Genomic DNA, 16,636 nt, shown 5'->3' with positions numbered 1-16,636 from the left:
GATATTTCGTCGGTATAGATTGTCCCATTAGCACATTACACTTATGAGTATCAAACAAAGGATTGCCATGCTTCGGGCGTTGCGCGTCGTCTTTATCTGCCTTATGATAGGGACTGGGTTCCTCCTGATAAAAAGTCTCTCTGCCTACTTTGGCTTCTCGGGCGATGGCCCCTTCATCAATGGTTGGGTGACGATGATAACGGAAGTGGAGCCTGTCAGCACTCGTCACCCTGACGGCACCTCCACTGTCACTTTGATTCACACGAACCACCATAAGTGGGTCAAGATAGAGTTTGATGAGATGGGGCTGATTTTTAAGGAAAAGTACTTGGCTTACATCGTCTTTCACATTTTGGCGTGGGTGCTGGGGGTTTTCATCCTTTACAGGATGTATCTGATAATCCGCAACATCGAGCAAGGGCAGATTTTTCAGCAGACAACGGTGCGCCATATCCGGCGCATTGCACTGGCTTTGCTGGGCATTCCATTGTTGCTGTATGTGTCCAGTTGGGCGTTGCAAGGCATAGCCTACACTTTTCATGGCCACCAATACGTCACGGAAATCCCAGACCTGCACCGCGAGCGCGTGATAATTGGTGCCTTCGCGGCGCTTTTGGTGTTTGCGCTGGGCGAGATATTTCGCACGGGTATGCATCTGAAAGAAGAACAGGAGGTGCCACAGTAGAGAGAGGTATGTTCCAAGCTACGTTTAAAAAAAGCGGGCTGCGCGACGTTCGATGTCGCGCAGCCCGCTCGATTTTTAGGGAAAAAACGATTCACGCATCAATCCGCGCATATTTCGCGTTCGCCTCGATGAAGGCGCGGCGCGGCGGCACTTCGTCGCCCATGAGCATGGAGAACATACGGTCGGCTTCGGCGGCATCGTCAATGGTCGCTTGTTTGAGGATGCGATTGACGGGGTCCATGGTGGTTTCCCAGAGCTGCTCGGCGTTCATTTCACCCAAGCCTTTGTAGCGTTGCACTTTCACGGAGTCGTCGTCTTCGCGGCCACCTGAGAATTCGAGTTGGGCTTCTTTGCGTTGTTTGTCGTTCCAAGCATAACGCTGGTTTTTGCCTTTTTTCACCAAATAAAGTGGTGGTTGGGCGATATAGACGTGACCTTTTTCAATCAGCTCGCGCATGTAGCGGAAAAAGAAGGTCAGGATGAGCGTGGTGATGTGCGAGCCATCCACGTCGGCATCGCACATGATGACGATTTTGTGGTAGCGCAGTTTGTCGGTCACGAGCACGCGGTGGCCTTCCTCGTTTTCACCGACTGACACGCCGAGGGCGGTGAAGATGTTTTTGATTTCCTCGTTCTCGTAGATTTTGTGTTCCAATGCCTTTTCCACGTTGAGGATTTTGCCGCGCAGGGGCAGGATGGCTTGCGTGTTGCGGTCGCGGCCTTGCTTGGCGGTGCCGCCGGCGGAGTCGCCCTCCACGAGGAAGATTTCGCTGTCCTCAGGATTGCGGCTTGCGCAGTCGGCCAATTTGCCGGGTAATCCTCCGCCCGAAAAAGCGCCTTTGCGCTGCACCATCTCACGGGCTTTGCGGGCGGCGTTGCGGGCGGTGGCGGCCAGCACCACTTTCTCGATGATGCGTTTTGATTGGTTGGGGTTTTCCTCCAAAAATACTTTGAGGGCATCGCCCACGCAGCGGCTCACGATGCCGAGCACTTCGGAGTTGCCCAGTTCGCCTTTTGTTTGGCCCTTGAACTGCGGCTCTGGCACTTTTACCGACACGATGGCGGTGAGGCCCTCCATGAAGTCTTCGCCCGAGATGGAAAAGTTGAGTTTTTTGAAAAAACCGCCGTCTTCACCATATTTTTTGAATTCGCGGGTGAGCGCCCTGCGGAAACCGCTGACGTGTGTGCCGCCGTCGCGGGTCGAGATGTTGTTGACGAACGAAATGACATTCTCGGAATAGGAAGTGTTGTAGCTCATCGCTACTTCTACCTCTACTCCTTCTTCTTTGGCTGTGATATGGATGGGTTTGTCAATGAGTTTTTGTTTGGCTTCGTCGAGCCAAAGCACGAATTCTTGAAGGCCCCCCTCGGAGTAGAATTCCTCTTGTTTGAAGCTGCCATTCTCTGGTTCGCGCTCGTCGGTAAGACGGAGGGTAAGCCCCCTGTTGAGGAAGGCCAGTTCGCGCAGACGATGTGCCAGCACGTCGAATTTGTACTCGTCCGTCTCGAAAATTTCCGGGTCGGGCAAGAAAGTGATGATAGTGCCGCGGTCGTCGGTGGTGCCGATTTCGCGCACATCGTAGAGCGGTTTGCCTTGTTTGTATTCCTGCTCGAACTTTTTGCCCTCGCGGTGTACCTCGGCGCGGAGGTGGATGGAGAGCGCGTTGACGCAGGAAACACCCACCCCGTGGAGGCCACCCGACACCTTGTAGGAGTCTTTGTCAAATTTGCCGCCTGCGTGCAACACGGTCATTACCACCTCAAGGGCGGATTTTTTGAGTTTGGGGTGCATGCCGGTGGGGATGCCGCGCCCGTCGTCTTTGACGGTGATGCTGTTGTTGGCATGGATGGTGACCTCCACATAAGTGCAGTGTCCAGCAAGGTGTTCGTCAATGGAGTTGTCCACCACTTCCCACACAAGGTGGTGCAGGCCTTTGGTGTCGGTGCTGCCAATATACATGCCGGGGCGCTTGCGCACAGCCTCCAGCCCTTCGAGCGCGGTGATGCTATCAGCCCCATACTCATTGTTGTTGGGGAGGTTTTCAGCCTGGTAATCTTGTGGGTCGAGGTTTTTTTCGTCTTTTTCTTCTTTCATCTTAGCTATTTCCTTGTGCATGGGCGCGGCGTGTGGCACCGCATTTTCAATCCTTCAAAAAAGTGTGCAAAGATACGATTTAATACTCGCTTAAAGAAGGAAATCCAGCCCCTTCTTCGAGGCTTTTGCCATGCGCGGGTCTTGTGACCTCGCAAACGATACTCCGCAACATTGCCGTGCCAAACCACCCACTGCCATGTGGGGTCATAAGACCCGTTCACGGCAGAAATCCCACAGGCGGCGGATGTTTTGAAAACTCGGAAAGTCTTGCGAGCCATCTTTGCGCCTTTGTGTCAAAAATCGAATCGCCGCATTGTCGCTATCATTTGCATCAATGGTCGGTTCAAGACAATCAAACCACCTGCGGGCAGGTGCGACAAAAATGCGAAGGCAGCTGGGCGTACTTCCCGCACCGCTTTTTCGTTAACTTTGCACGTCGTTTTTCAAAAACTCCCGCGCTATGAACCTGACAAAAAATGTACGTATGCTCTTGGTTGCCAACCTCTGCATGATGGGCGGTTTGGCGCTCCTTTTCGTTTCTTCTTTCAAAGGCGACGACGACAAGAACAGTCGCCCCGCGTACCCTCCGCAAACGGTACGTTCCATCAACCTCGACAAAGACTTTAGCTTTTGTGGGGAAAAATTCCCGATGGACAACTGGGATGTGCGCCAGCGCCTCGATGCCGAGTTGTTGCGCAATGTCTATTTTCATTCGCAGACCATATTGGCCATCAAAAGAGCCAACGCGCTTTTTCCCGTGATAGAGCCGATATTGAAGGAAGAGGGTGTGCCGAACGACTTGAAGTATCTGGCAGTGGCAGAAAGCGCCCTTTCCAACGCCGTGTCGCCAGCCGGCGCGCGGGGGGTGTGGCAATTCATGAAAAGTGCCGCCGACGGCTACGGCTTGGAGGTAAACAGCGAGGTGGACGAGCGGTATCATCTGGAAAAAGCCACCCGCGCTGCGTGCAAATACCTGAAAAGAGAAAAGGAGCGTCTTGGCTCATGGGTGCTTGCCGCCGCCGCTTACAACGGCGGCCCTGGGCGCATCGCCGAGGAAATGGAAAAACAACGCGCCAAATCATTCTTCGACCTCAACCTTGCTGCCGACGAGACGATGCGCTACCCCTTCCGCATCGTGGCCATCAAAGAGGTGATGTCGAACCCCGCACAATACGAATACGTCATCGAAGACGACCACCTCTATCCACCACTCTCCGAAGCCCGCGTCGTGGAGGTCAGCGGCGCTGTGGCCAACTGGGGCGATTTCGCCCGCCAGAACGGAACCAGTTACCGGATGCTCAAACTCTACAATCCGTGGCTGGTGGATAGCAAACTCACCAACAAGACTGGCAAGACCTACAAGATTCGACTGCCGAAGTAGTGCTTGGCGGGTGCGGCTTCGCCCTGCTAATATGCGGCGAACGGCCCGTCGAATTTGGGTTTCCAAGTCTCGGCTATTGCCCAAGCGCGGAATTTGGCATCGTCGGCCACTGGACCAGTGAAATGTTCGTCCACCGTGGCCTGAAAGAGCGACAACCAACGGTCGAAGTGTTCGGCTTTTAGCGGATGCTTTTGGTGCAAATCAACATGCTTTTGAATCGGGTTGCCGCGATAAGCATCGGCATTGCCCAGCAGCAGAAATTCCCAGAAGGCATACATGATGGGCAAGTGGTGTGGCCAATTCACCTGTGCCACCTCGTTGAAAATATGCCCCAACACATCGTCGGCTTGCACCTTGGCGTAGAAGGCATCAATGAGTGTCTTGATATCGGCAGGCGAGGAAATATCCATTCCTTGGGTTTGAAGGTTTGAGGGTTTGAAGGGGGCTCATTGTGTTTGTCATGCTGTAAACATCCGTGCGCTATAAGTGCGAGTACACCGCGATTTTTCCCCGTAGTGCGGACGGATAGAGGGTGCCCACAAAACTGTGTCGCCCCAATTGGGGCGATGAGAAAACACAGAGACACGGGGGCACAGAGTTTGGGTTTTCACTAATTTATACTCCTTTGAGTGCAGCGTTCGCCGTGTAAAAAAACATACAGGAAGGTTTGACACGCTTTTCTAAGCAGTCTCAAAGTCTCTCTGTCCAGTAGGGTGGGCCGCCAAGCACATACCCCCAAACCCCGTCCGTTCCGCTTGGCCGGCCAAGCCTTCACCCCCCCCCCAAACTCAATACTTCACCACCATTTCCTGAAACAATTCGTTCTGAGGGCCGCGTATTTGCATGGTGACGACGGGTTTGTCGTTCACCCAATAAATTTTCAGGATGCCAAAATTGCGCTTCAAAATCATGTCGCCCACCCGATAGCGATTGGCTTCGCTGGTGCCGCTGCGAATATGGGTGAGGCCGCTTGAGGTGAAGTCATAAAGCGGATAGGGCAATCCTTGGATTTCCATTTTCGAGATTTCGGCCATGTGGCGGTCGCCGGAAAGAATCATCAAATTTTTTGGCTTGGTTTGGGCGATGAGGTTGAGCAAGCGTTTGCGTTCGTTGGGGAAGTTGCCCCATTTTTCGTGAGGGTGCTCGTCAGAAAGCACTTGCACGCTGGAACAGAGGAAATTGAGGTTGGCTTTAGTGGTGCGGAGTTCGTTTTCAAGCCATTTCCACTGCTCCTCTCCCAAGATAGTGCCTTCCAAGTTTGGGACGTAGCGCCTTTTCTTTTCCGGGTCAGGCTCGAGCGCGTCGCGGAAATAGCGCGTGTCCAGCATGATAATTTTGATGCGTTGCTCGCCCTTGCCAAAAGTGTACGACGTGTAGGCACCCTCGCGTTTGCGCACCGGACTGTTCATCGGAACATCGAGAAAATCCATGAGACATTTTTTAGCGCCCTTTTTGGTTGGGTGGTCTTTTCCGCCGTCGTTTAGCCCGTAGTCGTGGTCGTCGTAGATGCCGATAATTTGCGCTTTGGAGCGAAGTTTTTTGTATTCGGGGTTGGTTTTTAGGCGTTTGTAGTGCGCAGCAAGTGCCTTCGTGTCGGTGGTGTCAGCGTAGATGATGTCGCCGAGCCAAATCCACAGATTGGGATTGTTGGCGTTTATTTCGGTCCAAAGCTGAGGCATGTGTATCTTGTTGCAGGAGCCGAAAGCGATGGTGGCCAAGCCTTGCATGGTATCGAGCGGTCGGGGCGAGTACGCCTCTCTGTCAAGCACTTCGATATCTTCCGCGATGTCGGGGATGACTTTGCCTGTTTTTTCTTGCAACACATCATTTTTAGGGTGTTGTCCGGGTTTGTCTTGTTGTGAAAACACCGGGCAGGCAAAAACGGCCCCTGCTAAGAACATGACCAGCAAACGTGCTTTTCTCATAAGTTGGGAAAAAGAAATTTTAGAGGATTGAAAGAAAGGAAGTTCGTTTCAAACGCCGCTATTACGAAAATCGTACAGACATTGGGCACGAGAGCCGAAAATCCGCGCCGCGTTGCTGTCCAAATACGGGGCGAAATGCTCGCTTCTGACGCGCAAAATGTCGCCAGGTTTCAAAAACAAATCGCAATACAACTGCAAATGCCACATTTGCGCCACTATATTTACCAAAACAAAAAAACAGGGCATGAACACAAAACTGCCATCCATACTGCTACTCTTGTTGTTTGCTGCTTGCAATTATACCATCAAGATAAAAGACGGCCCCACCGCCTTCGACCGCAAGCAATACGCCGTCGCCATACCGTTGCTGCAAAAGGAATTTGAAAAAGCCAAAACACGCACCGAAAAAGGCAAAATCGCTTTCCAACTCGCCGAATCGCTGCGGCAGACCGGGCAAGACGAAAAATCGCTCCAGTGGTACAGAACCGCCTACGACAACAACTACGGCGCGGATGCCCTGCAAGGCTATGCCTACACCCTGAAAAAATTGGAGCGATACGCGGAAGCCCGCGAGGCTTTCAAAAACCTCGGCATCGAAATTGGCTCGCCCTACGAATATCGAAAAGAAATAACCGCCTGCACCGTGTCGGAGGGATGGCTCAAAGAAGCCCCCAGCAACGGGTGGAAAACAGAGCCGGCAGCCTTCAACAGCCCGCAAAACGACTTTGCCCCCGTGTTCTACCGCGATGGGCGGCTCGTGTTCACCAGCGACCGCGCCATGAGCAAAAGCGAAGGCTCCTACGCATGGACGGGACACAAATTCATGGACATCTTCATCGTGGAGCCAGACGGAGCCAGCGCCCAAGTGTTCGACAACTTTCTCAACTCCAACGACAACGAAGGCACGCCCTCTTTCAACAGCCTCGGCACAGAGATTTTTTTCGTGCGTGCCAGAGGAGCCTACAAAGGCGACGATGCCTTTTGCAAAATCTACGTTTCCGAAAAATATGTGGCCGATGGCACATGGAGCGAGCCGAAACCACTGCCTTTTCAAAGAGAAAAAATCAACTACCTGCACCCCGCCCTGAGTGCCGACGGCAACACGCTCTACTTCTCCTGCAACGACCCCGAAGGCTGGGGCGGCTACGACCTCTATGCCGTGCAGCGCAACACCCGCACCGAAAGTGGCTGGGACGACCCCAAGCTGCTCAGCCGGAACATCAACACGCCGGGCAACGAAGCCTTCCCAACCCTCGATGCCGATACCCTCTACTTTGCTTCCGATGGATTGCCGGGCATGGGCGGTTTCGATATTTTCCGCACCTACAAATCCGAGCGCAACGCATGGGCACCCCCTATCAACCTCAAGTCGCCCATCAACAGTGGCGCGGATGATTTTGGGTTCATCATAGACCGCCGCGCCACCGCCAACAATGGCTCCAAGCCCAACAACCCCGGCGACCTCATCAAGTCAGGCTTTTTCACCAGCAATCGCCCCGGCAGCCGGGGCGACGACATATACCGCTTCGAACAGCGTGTGCCACCGCCCGCCCCGCCCAAACTCGATACCACACCTGCCCAGACAGTAGCGCACAAACTCGTGCTCGAAGGATATGTGCTGGAAAAAATCTTCTCCAATCCCGCCGACCCGAATAGCAAGATATTGGGTAGGAAACCACTCGCCGGCGCTGCGGTACAAGCTGCTTTTGGCAACAAAAAACAACCCTTCACAGTAAAAGACGACGGCTATTTCAGCATGGAACTGGAAGAAAACATGGACTACAATTTCGTCGCTTCGATGAGCGGCTACCTCTCCAACAGCGCGAAATTCTCCACACGGGGCATCGCCAAAGACCCCGCAAACCCTGTGCAGACCTTTGAAATCGAAATCGTGCTCGACAAGATATTCCGCGACCGCGAAATCGTGCTCGAAAACATCTACTACGATTACGACAAGTGGGACATCCGCCCCGATGCCGAGCCAACGCTCAACCGATTGGCCGAAGTGCTCAAACAAAACCCCGCCATTCGTATCCAAATGGGTAGCCATACCGACTGCCGGGGCAACGACAACTACAACGAGAGCCTCTCCCAGCGACGCGCCCAAAGCGCCGTCAACTACCTGATAACGCGCGGCATCGAGGCCGACCGCCTGTCTGCTTTGGGCTATGGCGAGCGCCAACCCGCCGTCAACTGCCCGTGTTCGCGCTGCACCGAGGCCGAGCATCAGGCCAACCGCCGCACCACCTTCAAAATCCTTGAGTAAGTTTTTTAGTTAAAACCAACCATTGAAACCGCAGATGCGTCTTAACCATTGTTAAATTTTTAGTAAAGTAGGCGGCGACCGAAGCGCATCACTTGGGGCACGCTCTAACTTTCGGAGGTCTTTCCCTCGCCACACTCAAGAAAAAGAATTTTGTTTTTGACAAAAAACGCTAAACCAGACAGCGCGAAAGCCATTACATTTGTTCTACTGATTGCCCCGCTGCCGAATGAGACGAAAAACACTTCATACTTTCACCCATCACAAAAAGACTTGGAGCCATGAAAAAAATCAGAACTGCTCTTGCTTTTTTCGGCGCTTTGATGCTGGCGGCAGCGTGCAACAAAAAAGCTGATTTCGACTTCTACTACTATGACCCGGAAGATTACGCATTGCTACAGCAATACCTTAGCTTGCCTGACCTCCCAGACGACTACACGGCCAATTTCCCTACTCACCTGCGCAACGCGGGGCTATTCCCGCGCCCAGTGGAGCGCGACAAAGCGGTGTTGGGCCGTGTGTTGTTCTATGACAAATCACTTTCAAAGGATGGAACCGTGTCCTGCGCGAGCTGCCACAAGCAAGAACTTGGCTTCGGCGACGACGTGGCCTTCAGCCGGGGCGTTTTCGACCGCTCCACCGAGCGCAACTCCATCGCACTGACCTCGGTCTCCAACTTCTCCGCCTACTATGGCACCGACCTCAACGGCTCGCAGGCCATCCGGTTCTTCTGGGACAACCGCGCCGAGACCGCAGCCGAACAAAGCCAAGCATCGCTCACCAACCCCAGAGAGATGAACATGCACATGGACGAAGTGGTATCCGCGGTGCAATCGCAGCCCTACTACGCGCCGCTGTTCAAAAAAGCCTACGGCGATGATTTCGTGACTGCCAACCGCGTGAAAGAATCCATTTCCAACTTCGTGAACGCGATGGGTTCCTATCAAAGCAAATTCGACGCGGAGGCAGCGAAAGTAACAGGCTTTGGCGCCACTTCTTACGCAAACTTCGCAGGCTTCAATGTCCAACAAAATCGCGGCTTGCAAATTTACCAAGCCAATTGCGCCTCTTGCCACAGCCCCATCATGGGTCGCCCCATGCTCTTTAACGCCAGCAACGGCCTCGACGCAGTGACGCACCCCGACGACCGAGGCGTGGGGCCCGTGACCAACATTCCTGCCGACGAAGGCACCTTCAAAGTGCCTACGCTGCGCAACATCGCACTCTCGGCACCCTATATGCACGATGGCCGCTTCCAGACTTTGGAAGAAGTCGTGGACTTTTACAGCACCGGTATTCAGGCGCACCCGAACCTGCACAGCAACCTGAAAAGCAACGGGCAGCCCAGACGCTTCAACTATTCCAACGAGGACAAACAGGCGCTTATCGCCTTCTTGCACACTCTCACCGACGACCAAGCTCGCAAAGACCAGCGGTTTGCCAACCCGTTCAAACGGTAATGCCTGCCGCCTCGAAGAAGTAGTCATATCGTCATTTGTTCATTGAAAATTGGACATTGCTCATTGAGCATTCAAGTTTTGAATTTCAAATTCAGAAATGATTGTCAGTAACGTGCAATGTTCAATTTTCAATCAGCAATGCTCAATGAATCGTGAGAAGCGCTCTTTGTCATCCATCCCCACCAAAATCCTGTGCTACACCATGCTGCGACTTGCCCTGCTTCTGTTTGCCTTTGTCTTCTATGCTGGCCAACACGCTTGCGCTCAGCATTTCTACTATGCTCCCAACAGCGTACATATCCCAGTTTTGGGACAAAAAGGCGACGGCGACGCTGGCATAGGGATGTCGTGGGGCAGCAATTATTTTGCAATGGAGGCAGTGGGGGTTTACAGCCCTAAGCAACATTGGGCGCTCATGGTCAACGCCCTGACCACAATGACAGGCGAGGTGCGTCGGAAAGAGGATGTGGGGACGGTGATACGGTTCTTGGAATTGGGCTTGGGGGCATATCAATCATTTGAGCGCGGTGCCGGCAGTATTTTCGCCGGGGTAGGGCAGGGCAACCTTTTCAGCCACTACGGGGGGGGCAATTTCTCGCAATTCACCATCCGTCGCTATTTCGTGCAGCCGGGTCTGATGTATGAAGACCAAATGTTTCGCTGCGGCCTCGCATTGCGTTTGTCGCGTCTTTCCTACCCCAAGGGCGAGTCGTCGTTCGATATTGACGTGAACGAATTGAATGCCATTCGCAAAATCGAGGCAGATGCCCCGTTTTTCTTGCCAGAACTGGGTCTTACCGGGGGCATCGTAATAGCGCCTTGTGTGCTGGCAATTCAACTTGCCTCCGTTTTCCCCGATGTGCCCGGCCTCAATTTTTCCCGATTCAACATGAACCTGACCCTGACCTATGATTTCGGATTGGTGCGGCGCGTGCCAAGCAAATCGAAATGATAACCCGCTGCAAATCGCTGGCGGAGTTTCGGAGGGTGGGGCAGAGCCTTCATTCCGCCGCACCAATCTTGAAAACCAGCCCACCCGCATTGCGCGGTTTTGCATCGCCCGGGCATTTGATGCGAATGTCGTCAATAAACACTGCACCGCCGTCTGTCTCTAGAAGGTTAAACATTTTCATGACCTCGTCGGAGAATTGGCCACCTTTGACTACCCTCATAACGGGGTCGCTATTTTTGCTCAAAACCGTCAGTTCGTAGCCCTCCACTTCGCAGGTCGCGTCGAACAGAAAGTTTTCCAGCACCACTTCCACGCCACCCATTTCTTTCAAGTTGCTGAGTGAAATGTTTCGGCTGGTATATTGCCCGCCCAACTTTGGTGTCGGGTCGGGGATGCGCTTCGCTCGGTATGTTTCCTCGCTGAGCAGGGTCTCTTGCTCGCCTTGTTTTCGATATACTTGCACCACTACTTCTCCCAGATCGGTCACTCGCACCACATAGTCACCATGGCTGCCCGATATGGAGCCTGCCCCCACCAATCGAGGCACCAACTCATCGGCGGGCACGCCCGACGCGGCGATGCGCAAGGGGTTATCCACCCCGATATAAAACACATTCAACTTCAAGGGAGCCGCCGCGACCACTACGGATGGCCCGCTTGGCGGCACCGTGTCGGCAAGGGCCGTCAGGCTTTGCGCGACAGCCGAGACAGGTCGGGCAGGAACGTCCTCGTTTCGCAATGGCACACTGGGGCGAGGAGCAGCCCTAAACGGCTCAACCAAAGTGTGAGCGAGTGGCGCGGAGGAAGCTTCCACCCGCTCCGCAGGCCACCACACCGTTAGAAAAGCAAACAAGGGCAACGACGTGAGAAACCACCATGCGGAGGGCGCGGAACGCCGTGGCGTGATACCCACAATGCGCAGGATTCGTTCGGCAAAATGACTTCTTCCGGTAGATTTCATAGCAAAATTGTTGAGAGAGTGGACGAGGGTGTGTTGCAGGTCTGCCAAGGTTTGGGCATAGACGAGCGGGTTGGAAGTGTGGCGTAGCACCACGCCGTCGCAGCAAAACTCGCGGCGAGCACGCGCTTCCCCTGAAAGCAGCCAAAACATGGGGTGATAAAAAAAGCAGGCCTCCAACATGAGTTGGAGCAAATTGACCACATAGTCGTGGCGGCGAATGTGGGCGAGTTCGTGGAGCAAAAGCGCCTCCGCCTGCGCGGGGGAAAGTCGAGCAAACATCCCGACTGGAAACAAAATGACAGGTTTCCAAAATCCGAGCGTGAGCGGTTCCGCCACACGCGCCGACTCCAACAATTGCACAGAACGACCGATGCCCAAATGACGCGCCCACGTTGCGCAGATGTTTTGAAAATGCGCGTCAGGAGGCATGGCATCGTGTCGCCTCAAGCGTTGCAGCAACAACCAACCGCCCAACAAGCGCAACCACAAAAGAGATGCGCACAACAACCAAACCCAGCCGATAGGTGCCGCGTGACGCTCTAACCAACGCAGCCCAGTGGCGAGCCAATGCGTCGAGGAGGCTTGCTTGGCAACAGGCTGCGCGAGCAATTCGCCTGCTTCGGAGCTCGCCGACGGCAAAAGGCGCTCTTCAAAAACGGCGGCCACAGCCGCCTCGCGCAGCCGTCCGTATTCTGTGGAGAACGTCGCGGCGGCCCATGCCAACGCTCCCAGCATAGCGCACAATGCCAATAGGTAAACCGTGTCGTTGTGCCGTTGCAAACGCCAAGTCAGGGCTTTGAAGAGCAGCCACAGCAAAGTGATTTGCCAAAGAGAGTTGGCAAGGGCGAGGCCAAGCGCCTGCGCGACGATGGAGCATGAATCGAATGGTGTCATGGCTTTGCAATTTGTTGGTCAAGCCAGCTTTTGAGTTCCTGCAATTCTTCGGGCGAAGCCTTCTGGGTGCCAAGCGCGTGCATCATCATCTGTAGCGCCGAGCCGCCAAACGCGGCATGGAGCATTTTGTCCACGAGCAACTGTTTCACCGCTTGCTCCCGCACCACGGCGCGATAGAGGTGGGTGCCATCTGCTGACACTTCTTTTTCGAGCACCCCTTTTTCGACGAGGCGCTGCACCTGTTTGAGCACAGTGGTGTAGCCGACATCCCTGGTCGCCGTGATGCGTTCGTGGAGTGTGCGCACGGCGACCGGTTCAAGTTTCCAGACGAAGTTGAGGATTTCGAGTTCGGCCTCGCTGGGCTGATAAGGTTGGTCTGCTGATTTTTTTTGCATGGTGAGGTGGTCGGTTTGTGTGCCGACCATGCGGCAAAGGTATACGACATTTGTCGTAAGTGCAAATTGTTTTACGACAAATGTCGTAGGGGTGTGAAAATTTAACATTCACCATATCTCCTTATCTCGCTAACAGCCACATAACGAATGTTTTAAGGAACTGAAAGGCTTCATGCTTTGACATAGCCAAAAACACGCCCAATGCCGCATAAAAAAACTCTTTTGCAAATTGAGTGTTTTAATCCCTAAATTTGCGACATCGGTATTTCAACCTTCGTCGCCATGCACAGAAAAGAATTTCTTCAATCACTGGCCTTGTTGCCGCTATTTGCCTGCAAAATGAAACTTCAGGATTTTCCCAAAATGACCGAAACCCTGCCCCACACCGAAAAGATGCCTGTACTATTCGTCGGGCACGGCAGCCCGATGAACGCTTTGGAGGACAACGCTTTCACGCGCAGTCTCAAAAAGCTCGGCGAACAATTCAAACAGGAAGGCAAAAAACCAGCGGCCATTCTGGTCGTGTCGGCGCATTGGCTCACGCGCGGCAGTCATGTGAACATTGCACCTAAGCCGGAGACGATTCACGACTTCGGCGGCTTCCCGCAGGCGCTGTTCGATGCCCAATATCCCGCGCCCGGCTCACCCGAACTGGCAAAAGAAACCGCCAAACTCTCCGCCCTCATCCACGAGACCGACACTTGGGGTCTCGACCACGGGGCATGGACAATTCTCATGCACCTGTTCCCCGAAGCCGATGTGCCAGTGTTCCAGTTGAGCATTGACTACTATCAGCCCCTCCAATATCACCTTGATTTGGCGAAAGAGCTGAGCGCCTTGCGCGAAAAAGGCGTGCTCATCATCGGCAGCGGCAATATCGTGCACAACCTGCGCATGAGCATGGCCCGTCTGCGCGAGGGTGACACCCGCCCCTACGACTGGGCCATCGAATTCGACCAATGGGTGACGGAAAAAATCGTCGAACGCGACTTCCAACGCCTCGTGGCCTATGAGCAAGCGGGTGAAGCGGGCAAGCTCTCCGTGCCGACCACCGACCACTACATCCCCATGCTCTATAGCCTCGGCCTCGCAGGCGAAAAAGAGGAAATCCGGCAGGCTTACGAAGAAGTGACGTTCGGGGGTATCAGTATGCGTACTTTTCAGGTGGGGTGAGCGGCTCGTCTTGCAGGGCGCAAACGGTGGAAAAGTGGCTTGCGAAAAATGCTGCTCAGAATCCTTGAAACCCTATTTTTGCCCCATTCTACCCTCTCTCGCCTGCATTATGTACATAGAACGGCACTACGGTTATTGGACCACCATCAATTGGTCGCGCAAGGGATTTTTCTTTGGATTGGTCACTGGCACCCTTGCGTTGATTTGTTATTTCACCCTTGGCTCCAAGTGTTTTTTTGTGCCGTGGCAGCCAGTATTGCTGGTCGGCACGGCGCTGGCTTTTTATCTCGGTTTCAAGAACAACGCCTCTTACGACCGCCTCTGGGAAGCCCGCAAAATCTGGGGAGCCATCGTCAACAACTCACGGTCGTTCGCGGCGGCGGTGTTTGGCTTTGTGAGTGCCCCCGACCAGACGGATGCCGAATTGCACGACATCCGGCGACGCTTGATTTTGAGGCATCTGGCTTGGCTCACCTGTCTGCGCTACCAATTGCGCACCCCGCGCCAATGGGAGCACACAAAGGAAGCCGAGCAATTCAACCAATACTTTCCCGACCTGAAAACACCGGAGCGCCACGAGAAGATGGACGACGTGTTGAAGGGACTGCTTTCAGAAGAGGAAAGAAAGGCGCTGGAGGGCTACAGCAACAAGGCGACGCAGGTGCTGAAACGCCAAACGCTCGACATCGGCGAGCTGCACGGCAAGGGTCTGCTCAACGACTTCCAACACATCGAGCTGCAAAAACTTGTCGGCATGATGTACGATGAGCAGGGCAAGAGCGAGCGCATCAAAAATTTTCCGTTCCCGCGCCAGTATGCCACCATACCCATGTTGCTCATCAAGTTGATGTCGTTGCTGTTGCCGTTTGCGCTGGTGGCGGAGTTCGAGAAAATTGGCCTTCACTACGTCTGGATGACCATCCCGTTCAACGGTGTCGTGACATGGGTGTTTATCCTGATGGAGATGATTGGCGATTACAGCGAAAACCCATTCGAGGGCACTTACAATGATGTCCCGATTTCGAGTATCAGCCGCACCATCGAGATTGACCTGAAAGAGATGTTGAACGAACCGAATGTGCCTGCCCCCTTGCAGCCTGTGGAGGGGATGCTGATGTGAACAAGAGGGCGAATGAATGGGCGAAGTGCGATGTGAGGTTAGAGGTGATGTTCACGGAACCGTTGCTTAGGATATTAGCCTAAACGTGGGAATCGGAATCCCTCGCTTTTTCATCTCTTCCACCAATTTTTTGGGCAGTTCGCGGCGGCAGGAGCAGTTTTTCAAATGCTCCAGATGCCAAGCGACTCGCTGCTCGAACGTCGCGTTTTTCGGCATGGGGTTTTGTTCGTGCCATTCTTTGTTGATTTTCATTGTATGCAGTTCATTTTATGCGATTCAGGACAAAACTTCCAATCGAGGAAGATAATTTTGAAAGTTCGGTGGTGTCGGTACCTTTCGGTGTTGGCTGTGTTCGTTTGCAGCAATTTTTATCTCAAATGTTCGGCAACTGCGCCGACACCTTTTCCCAAAACTCGTCGTCGAGCAGCCGTGCGCTGCCAATCAGGGCTGCATTTTCCAACAGTTTGGACGGCGCGACTTTAAGCGAAACACCCGCTTTTTTCAAGTCGTTTTTAAAAACTTCCTCGAACAAGGGCAGCGCACGGGCGATGTTGCCGCCGATGACGAGGACTTCCGCGCCGAAACTTCTGAGCCACGGAGCGAGGCACTCCGCGAGGTTGTGGCCGAATTGCGCGAACAGTTTTTGAGCCACCTCGTCCGTCCCGTTTTTTTCCATCAAATCCTTCACGCCCTCGATTTTTCCCCCAGTCTGTTTTTCATACTCACGGACGAACCATTTCGTGGCAAAATAGTCGTCGGCGATGTTGTTTTTGAAAGGCAAGTGCCACAGGCAGCCTTCCTTCGGCACATCCGCCCGCACTACCACCGGCGCACCGCCGTCAATGAATGCCGAGCCGAAACCCGTGCCGAGCGTGATGACCACGACTTTTTGAAACCCCTTGCCTTCGCCAAGCCAAGCCTCGCCCACCGCAAAAGCCGAGGCATCGTTCAGGAAGCGCATGGGTAGATTTTCAAGCAAACTTTCCGAAAGTTGGAAGCTTTCGGAAAGTTGATTCCGCAGCGCCGTTGGGATGTGGATGTCGTACAAGTTTGGAAACTTGTGCTTCATTTTTGAAATGCCGTTTCGGTAGTCAAAAGGGCCGGGAATGGCAAAGCCGATGCCCGCCAACTGCGTTGCATCCACTTTTGAAATGGTGTCGTTCAGCGCAGTTGCCCAACTGTGCAGGATGACCGCCGCCGCGTCTTCGTGGCCGTATGCCACCCGCGAAAGCGTTTTTTCGAGCAATTTGCCCGCCGTCATTTCGACCGCCGCGCAGGTGATGTGCGTACCGCCGATGTCCACGCCGATGGAGAGGTTTTTTTGCGCCATGA

At 53.8% G+C, this 16,636-nt stretch carries 14 protein-coding genes; 7 read left to right on the top strand and 7 right to left on the bottom strand.

Annotated features, from left to right (window positions below):
* The first annotated feature begins 43 nt into the window (after positions 1-43).
* A complete protein-coding gene (locus KIS77_08195) occupies positions 44-685 on the top strand; it encodes a DUF2975 domain-containing protein (GenBank protein ID MCW5922308.1) in 642 nt (213 codons plus the stop codon).
* A 91-nt stretch (positions 686-776) separates the two neighbouring features.
* On the opposite strand, the gene gyrB is transcribed toward KIS77_08195, so the two are convergent.
* A complete protein-coding gene (gene gyrB, locus KIS77_08190; GenBank protein MCW5922307.1) occupies positions 777-2,780 on the bottom strand; it encodes a DNA topoisomerase (ATP-hydrolyzing) subunit B in 2,004 nt (667 codons plus the stop codon).
* A gap of 460 nt (positions 2,781-3,240) precedes the next feature.
* Between gyrB and KIS77_08185 the strand changes: the two genes are divergently transcribed.
* On the top strand, positions 3,241-4,161 hold the full coding sequence (locus KIS77_08185; GenBank protein ID MCW5922306.1) for a lytic transglycosylase domain-containing protein: 921 nt from the start codon (positions 3,241-3,243) through the stop codon (positions 4,159-4,161).
* 26 nt (positions 4,162-4,187) lie between these two features.
* Here KIS77_08185 and KIS77_08180 read toward each other — a convergent pair whose 3' ends face one another.
* Positions 4,188-4,571: a group III truncated hemoglobin gene (locus tag KIS77_08180; GenBank protein ID MCW5922305.1), complete on the bottom strand. Its 384-nt coding sequence runs from the start codon at positions 4,569-4,571 to the stop codon at positions 4,188-4,190.
* A gap of 378 nt (positions 4,572-4,949) precedes the next feature.
* A complete protein-coding gene (locus KIS77_08175) occupies positions 4,950-6,086 on the bottom strand; it encodes an alkaline phosphatase family protein (GenBank protein MCW5922304.1) in 1,137 nt (378 codons plus the stop codon).
* Between the two features lie 244 nt (positions 6,087-6,330).
* Between KIS77_08175 and KIS77_08170 the strand changes: the two genes are divergently transcribed.
* The 3 genes from KIS77_08170 (at position 6,331) to KIS77_08160 (ending at position 10,761) form a co-directional block, all read left to right on the top strand.
* Complete coding sequence (locus KIS77_08170; GenBank protein MCW5922303.1) at positions 6,331-8,352, top strand: OmpA family protein; 2,022 nt, start codon at positions 6,331-6,333, stop codon at positions 8,350-8,352.
* Positions 8,353-8,630: 278 nt separating this feature from the next.
* Positions 8,631-9,809 carry a c-type cytochrome gene (locus KIS77_08165; GenBank protein MCW5922302.1) on the top strand — a complete coding sequence of 393 codons (1,179 nt, stop codon included), beginning with the start codon at positions 8,631-8,633 and terminating at the stop codon, positions 9,807-9,809.
* Positions 9,810-9,954: 145 nt separating this feature from the next.
* Positions 9,955-10,761 (top strand): hypothetical protein, encoded by an 807-nt coding sequence (locus KIS77_08160; GenBank protein ID MCW5922301.1) that lies wholly within the window; start codon positions 9,955-9,957, stop codon positions 10,759-10,761.
* Between the two features lie 49 nt (positions 10,762-10,810).
* On the opposite strand, the gene KIS77_08155 is transcribed toward KIS77_08160, so the two are convergent.
* Both KIS77_08155 and KIS77_08150 read right to left on the bottom strand, forming a co-directional pair.
* Positions 10,811-12,616 carry a hypothetical protein gene (locus KIS77_08155; protein ID MCW5922300.1) on the bottom strand — a complete coding sequence of 602 codons (1,806 nt, stop codon included), beginning with the start codon at positions 12,614-12,616 and terminating at the stop codon, positions 10,811-10,813.
* Positions 12,613-13,011, bottom strand: coding sequence for a BlaI/MecI/CopY family transcriptional regulator (locus tag KIS77_08150; protein ID MCW5922299.1), 399 nt, complete (start codon positions 13,009-13,011; stop codon positions 12,613-12,615). Before KIS77_08150 ends, KIS77_08155 begins: the two co-directional genes overlap by 4 nt.
* 282 nt (positions 13,012-13,293) lie before the next feature.
* Between KIS77_08150 and ygiD the strand changes: the two genes are divergently transcribed.
* Both ygiD and KIS77_08140 read left to right on the top strand, forming a co-directional pair.
* Positions 13,294-14,184 (top strand): 4,5-DOPA dioxygenase extradiol, encoded by an 891-nt coding sequence (ygiD, locus tag KIS77_08145; GenBank protein ID MCW5922298.1) that lies wholly within the window; start codon positions 13,294-13,296, stop codon positions 14,182-14,184.
* Between the two features lie 64 nt (positions 14,185-14,248).
* Positions 14,249-15,304 (top strand): hypothetical protein, encoded by a 1,056-nt coding sequence (locus tag KIS77_08140; GenBank protein ID MCW5922297.1) that lies wholly within the window; start codon positions 14,249-14,251, stop codon positions 15,302-15,304.
* A 66-nt stretch (positions 15,305-15,370) separates the two neighbouring features.
* Here KIS77_08140 and KIS77_08135 read toward each other — a convergent pair whose 3' ends face one another.
* Positions 15,371-15,556: a hypothetical protein gene (locus KIS77_08135; protein MCW5922296.1), complete on the bottom strand. Its 186-nt coding sequence runs from the start codon at positions 15,554-15,556 to the stop codon at positions 15,371-15,373.
* A 121-nt stretch (positions 15,557-15,677) separates the two neighbouring features.
* Positions 15,678-16,634, bottom strand: a complete 957-nt coding sequence (locus KIS77_08130; protein MCW5922295.1) for an ROK family protein — start codon at positions 16,632-16,634, stop codon at positions 15,678-15,680.
* Between the last annotated feature and the right edge of the window lie 2 nt (positions 16,635-16,636).

The organism is Saprospiraceae bacterium, assembly GCA_026129545.1.
Taxonomy (GTDB): domain Bacteria; phylum Bacteroidota; class Bacteroidia; order Chitinophagales; family Saprospiraceae; genus M3007.
Note: the sequence above shows the minus strand (reverse complement) of the source record. Positions and strands in the feature narration are given on the sequence as shown.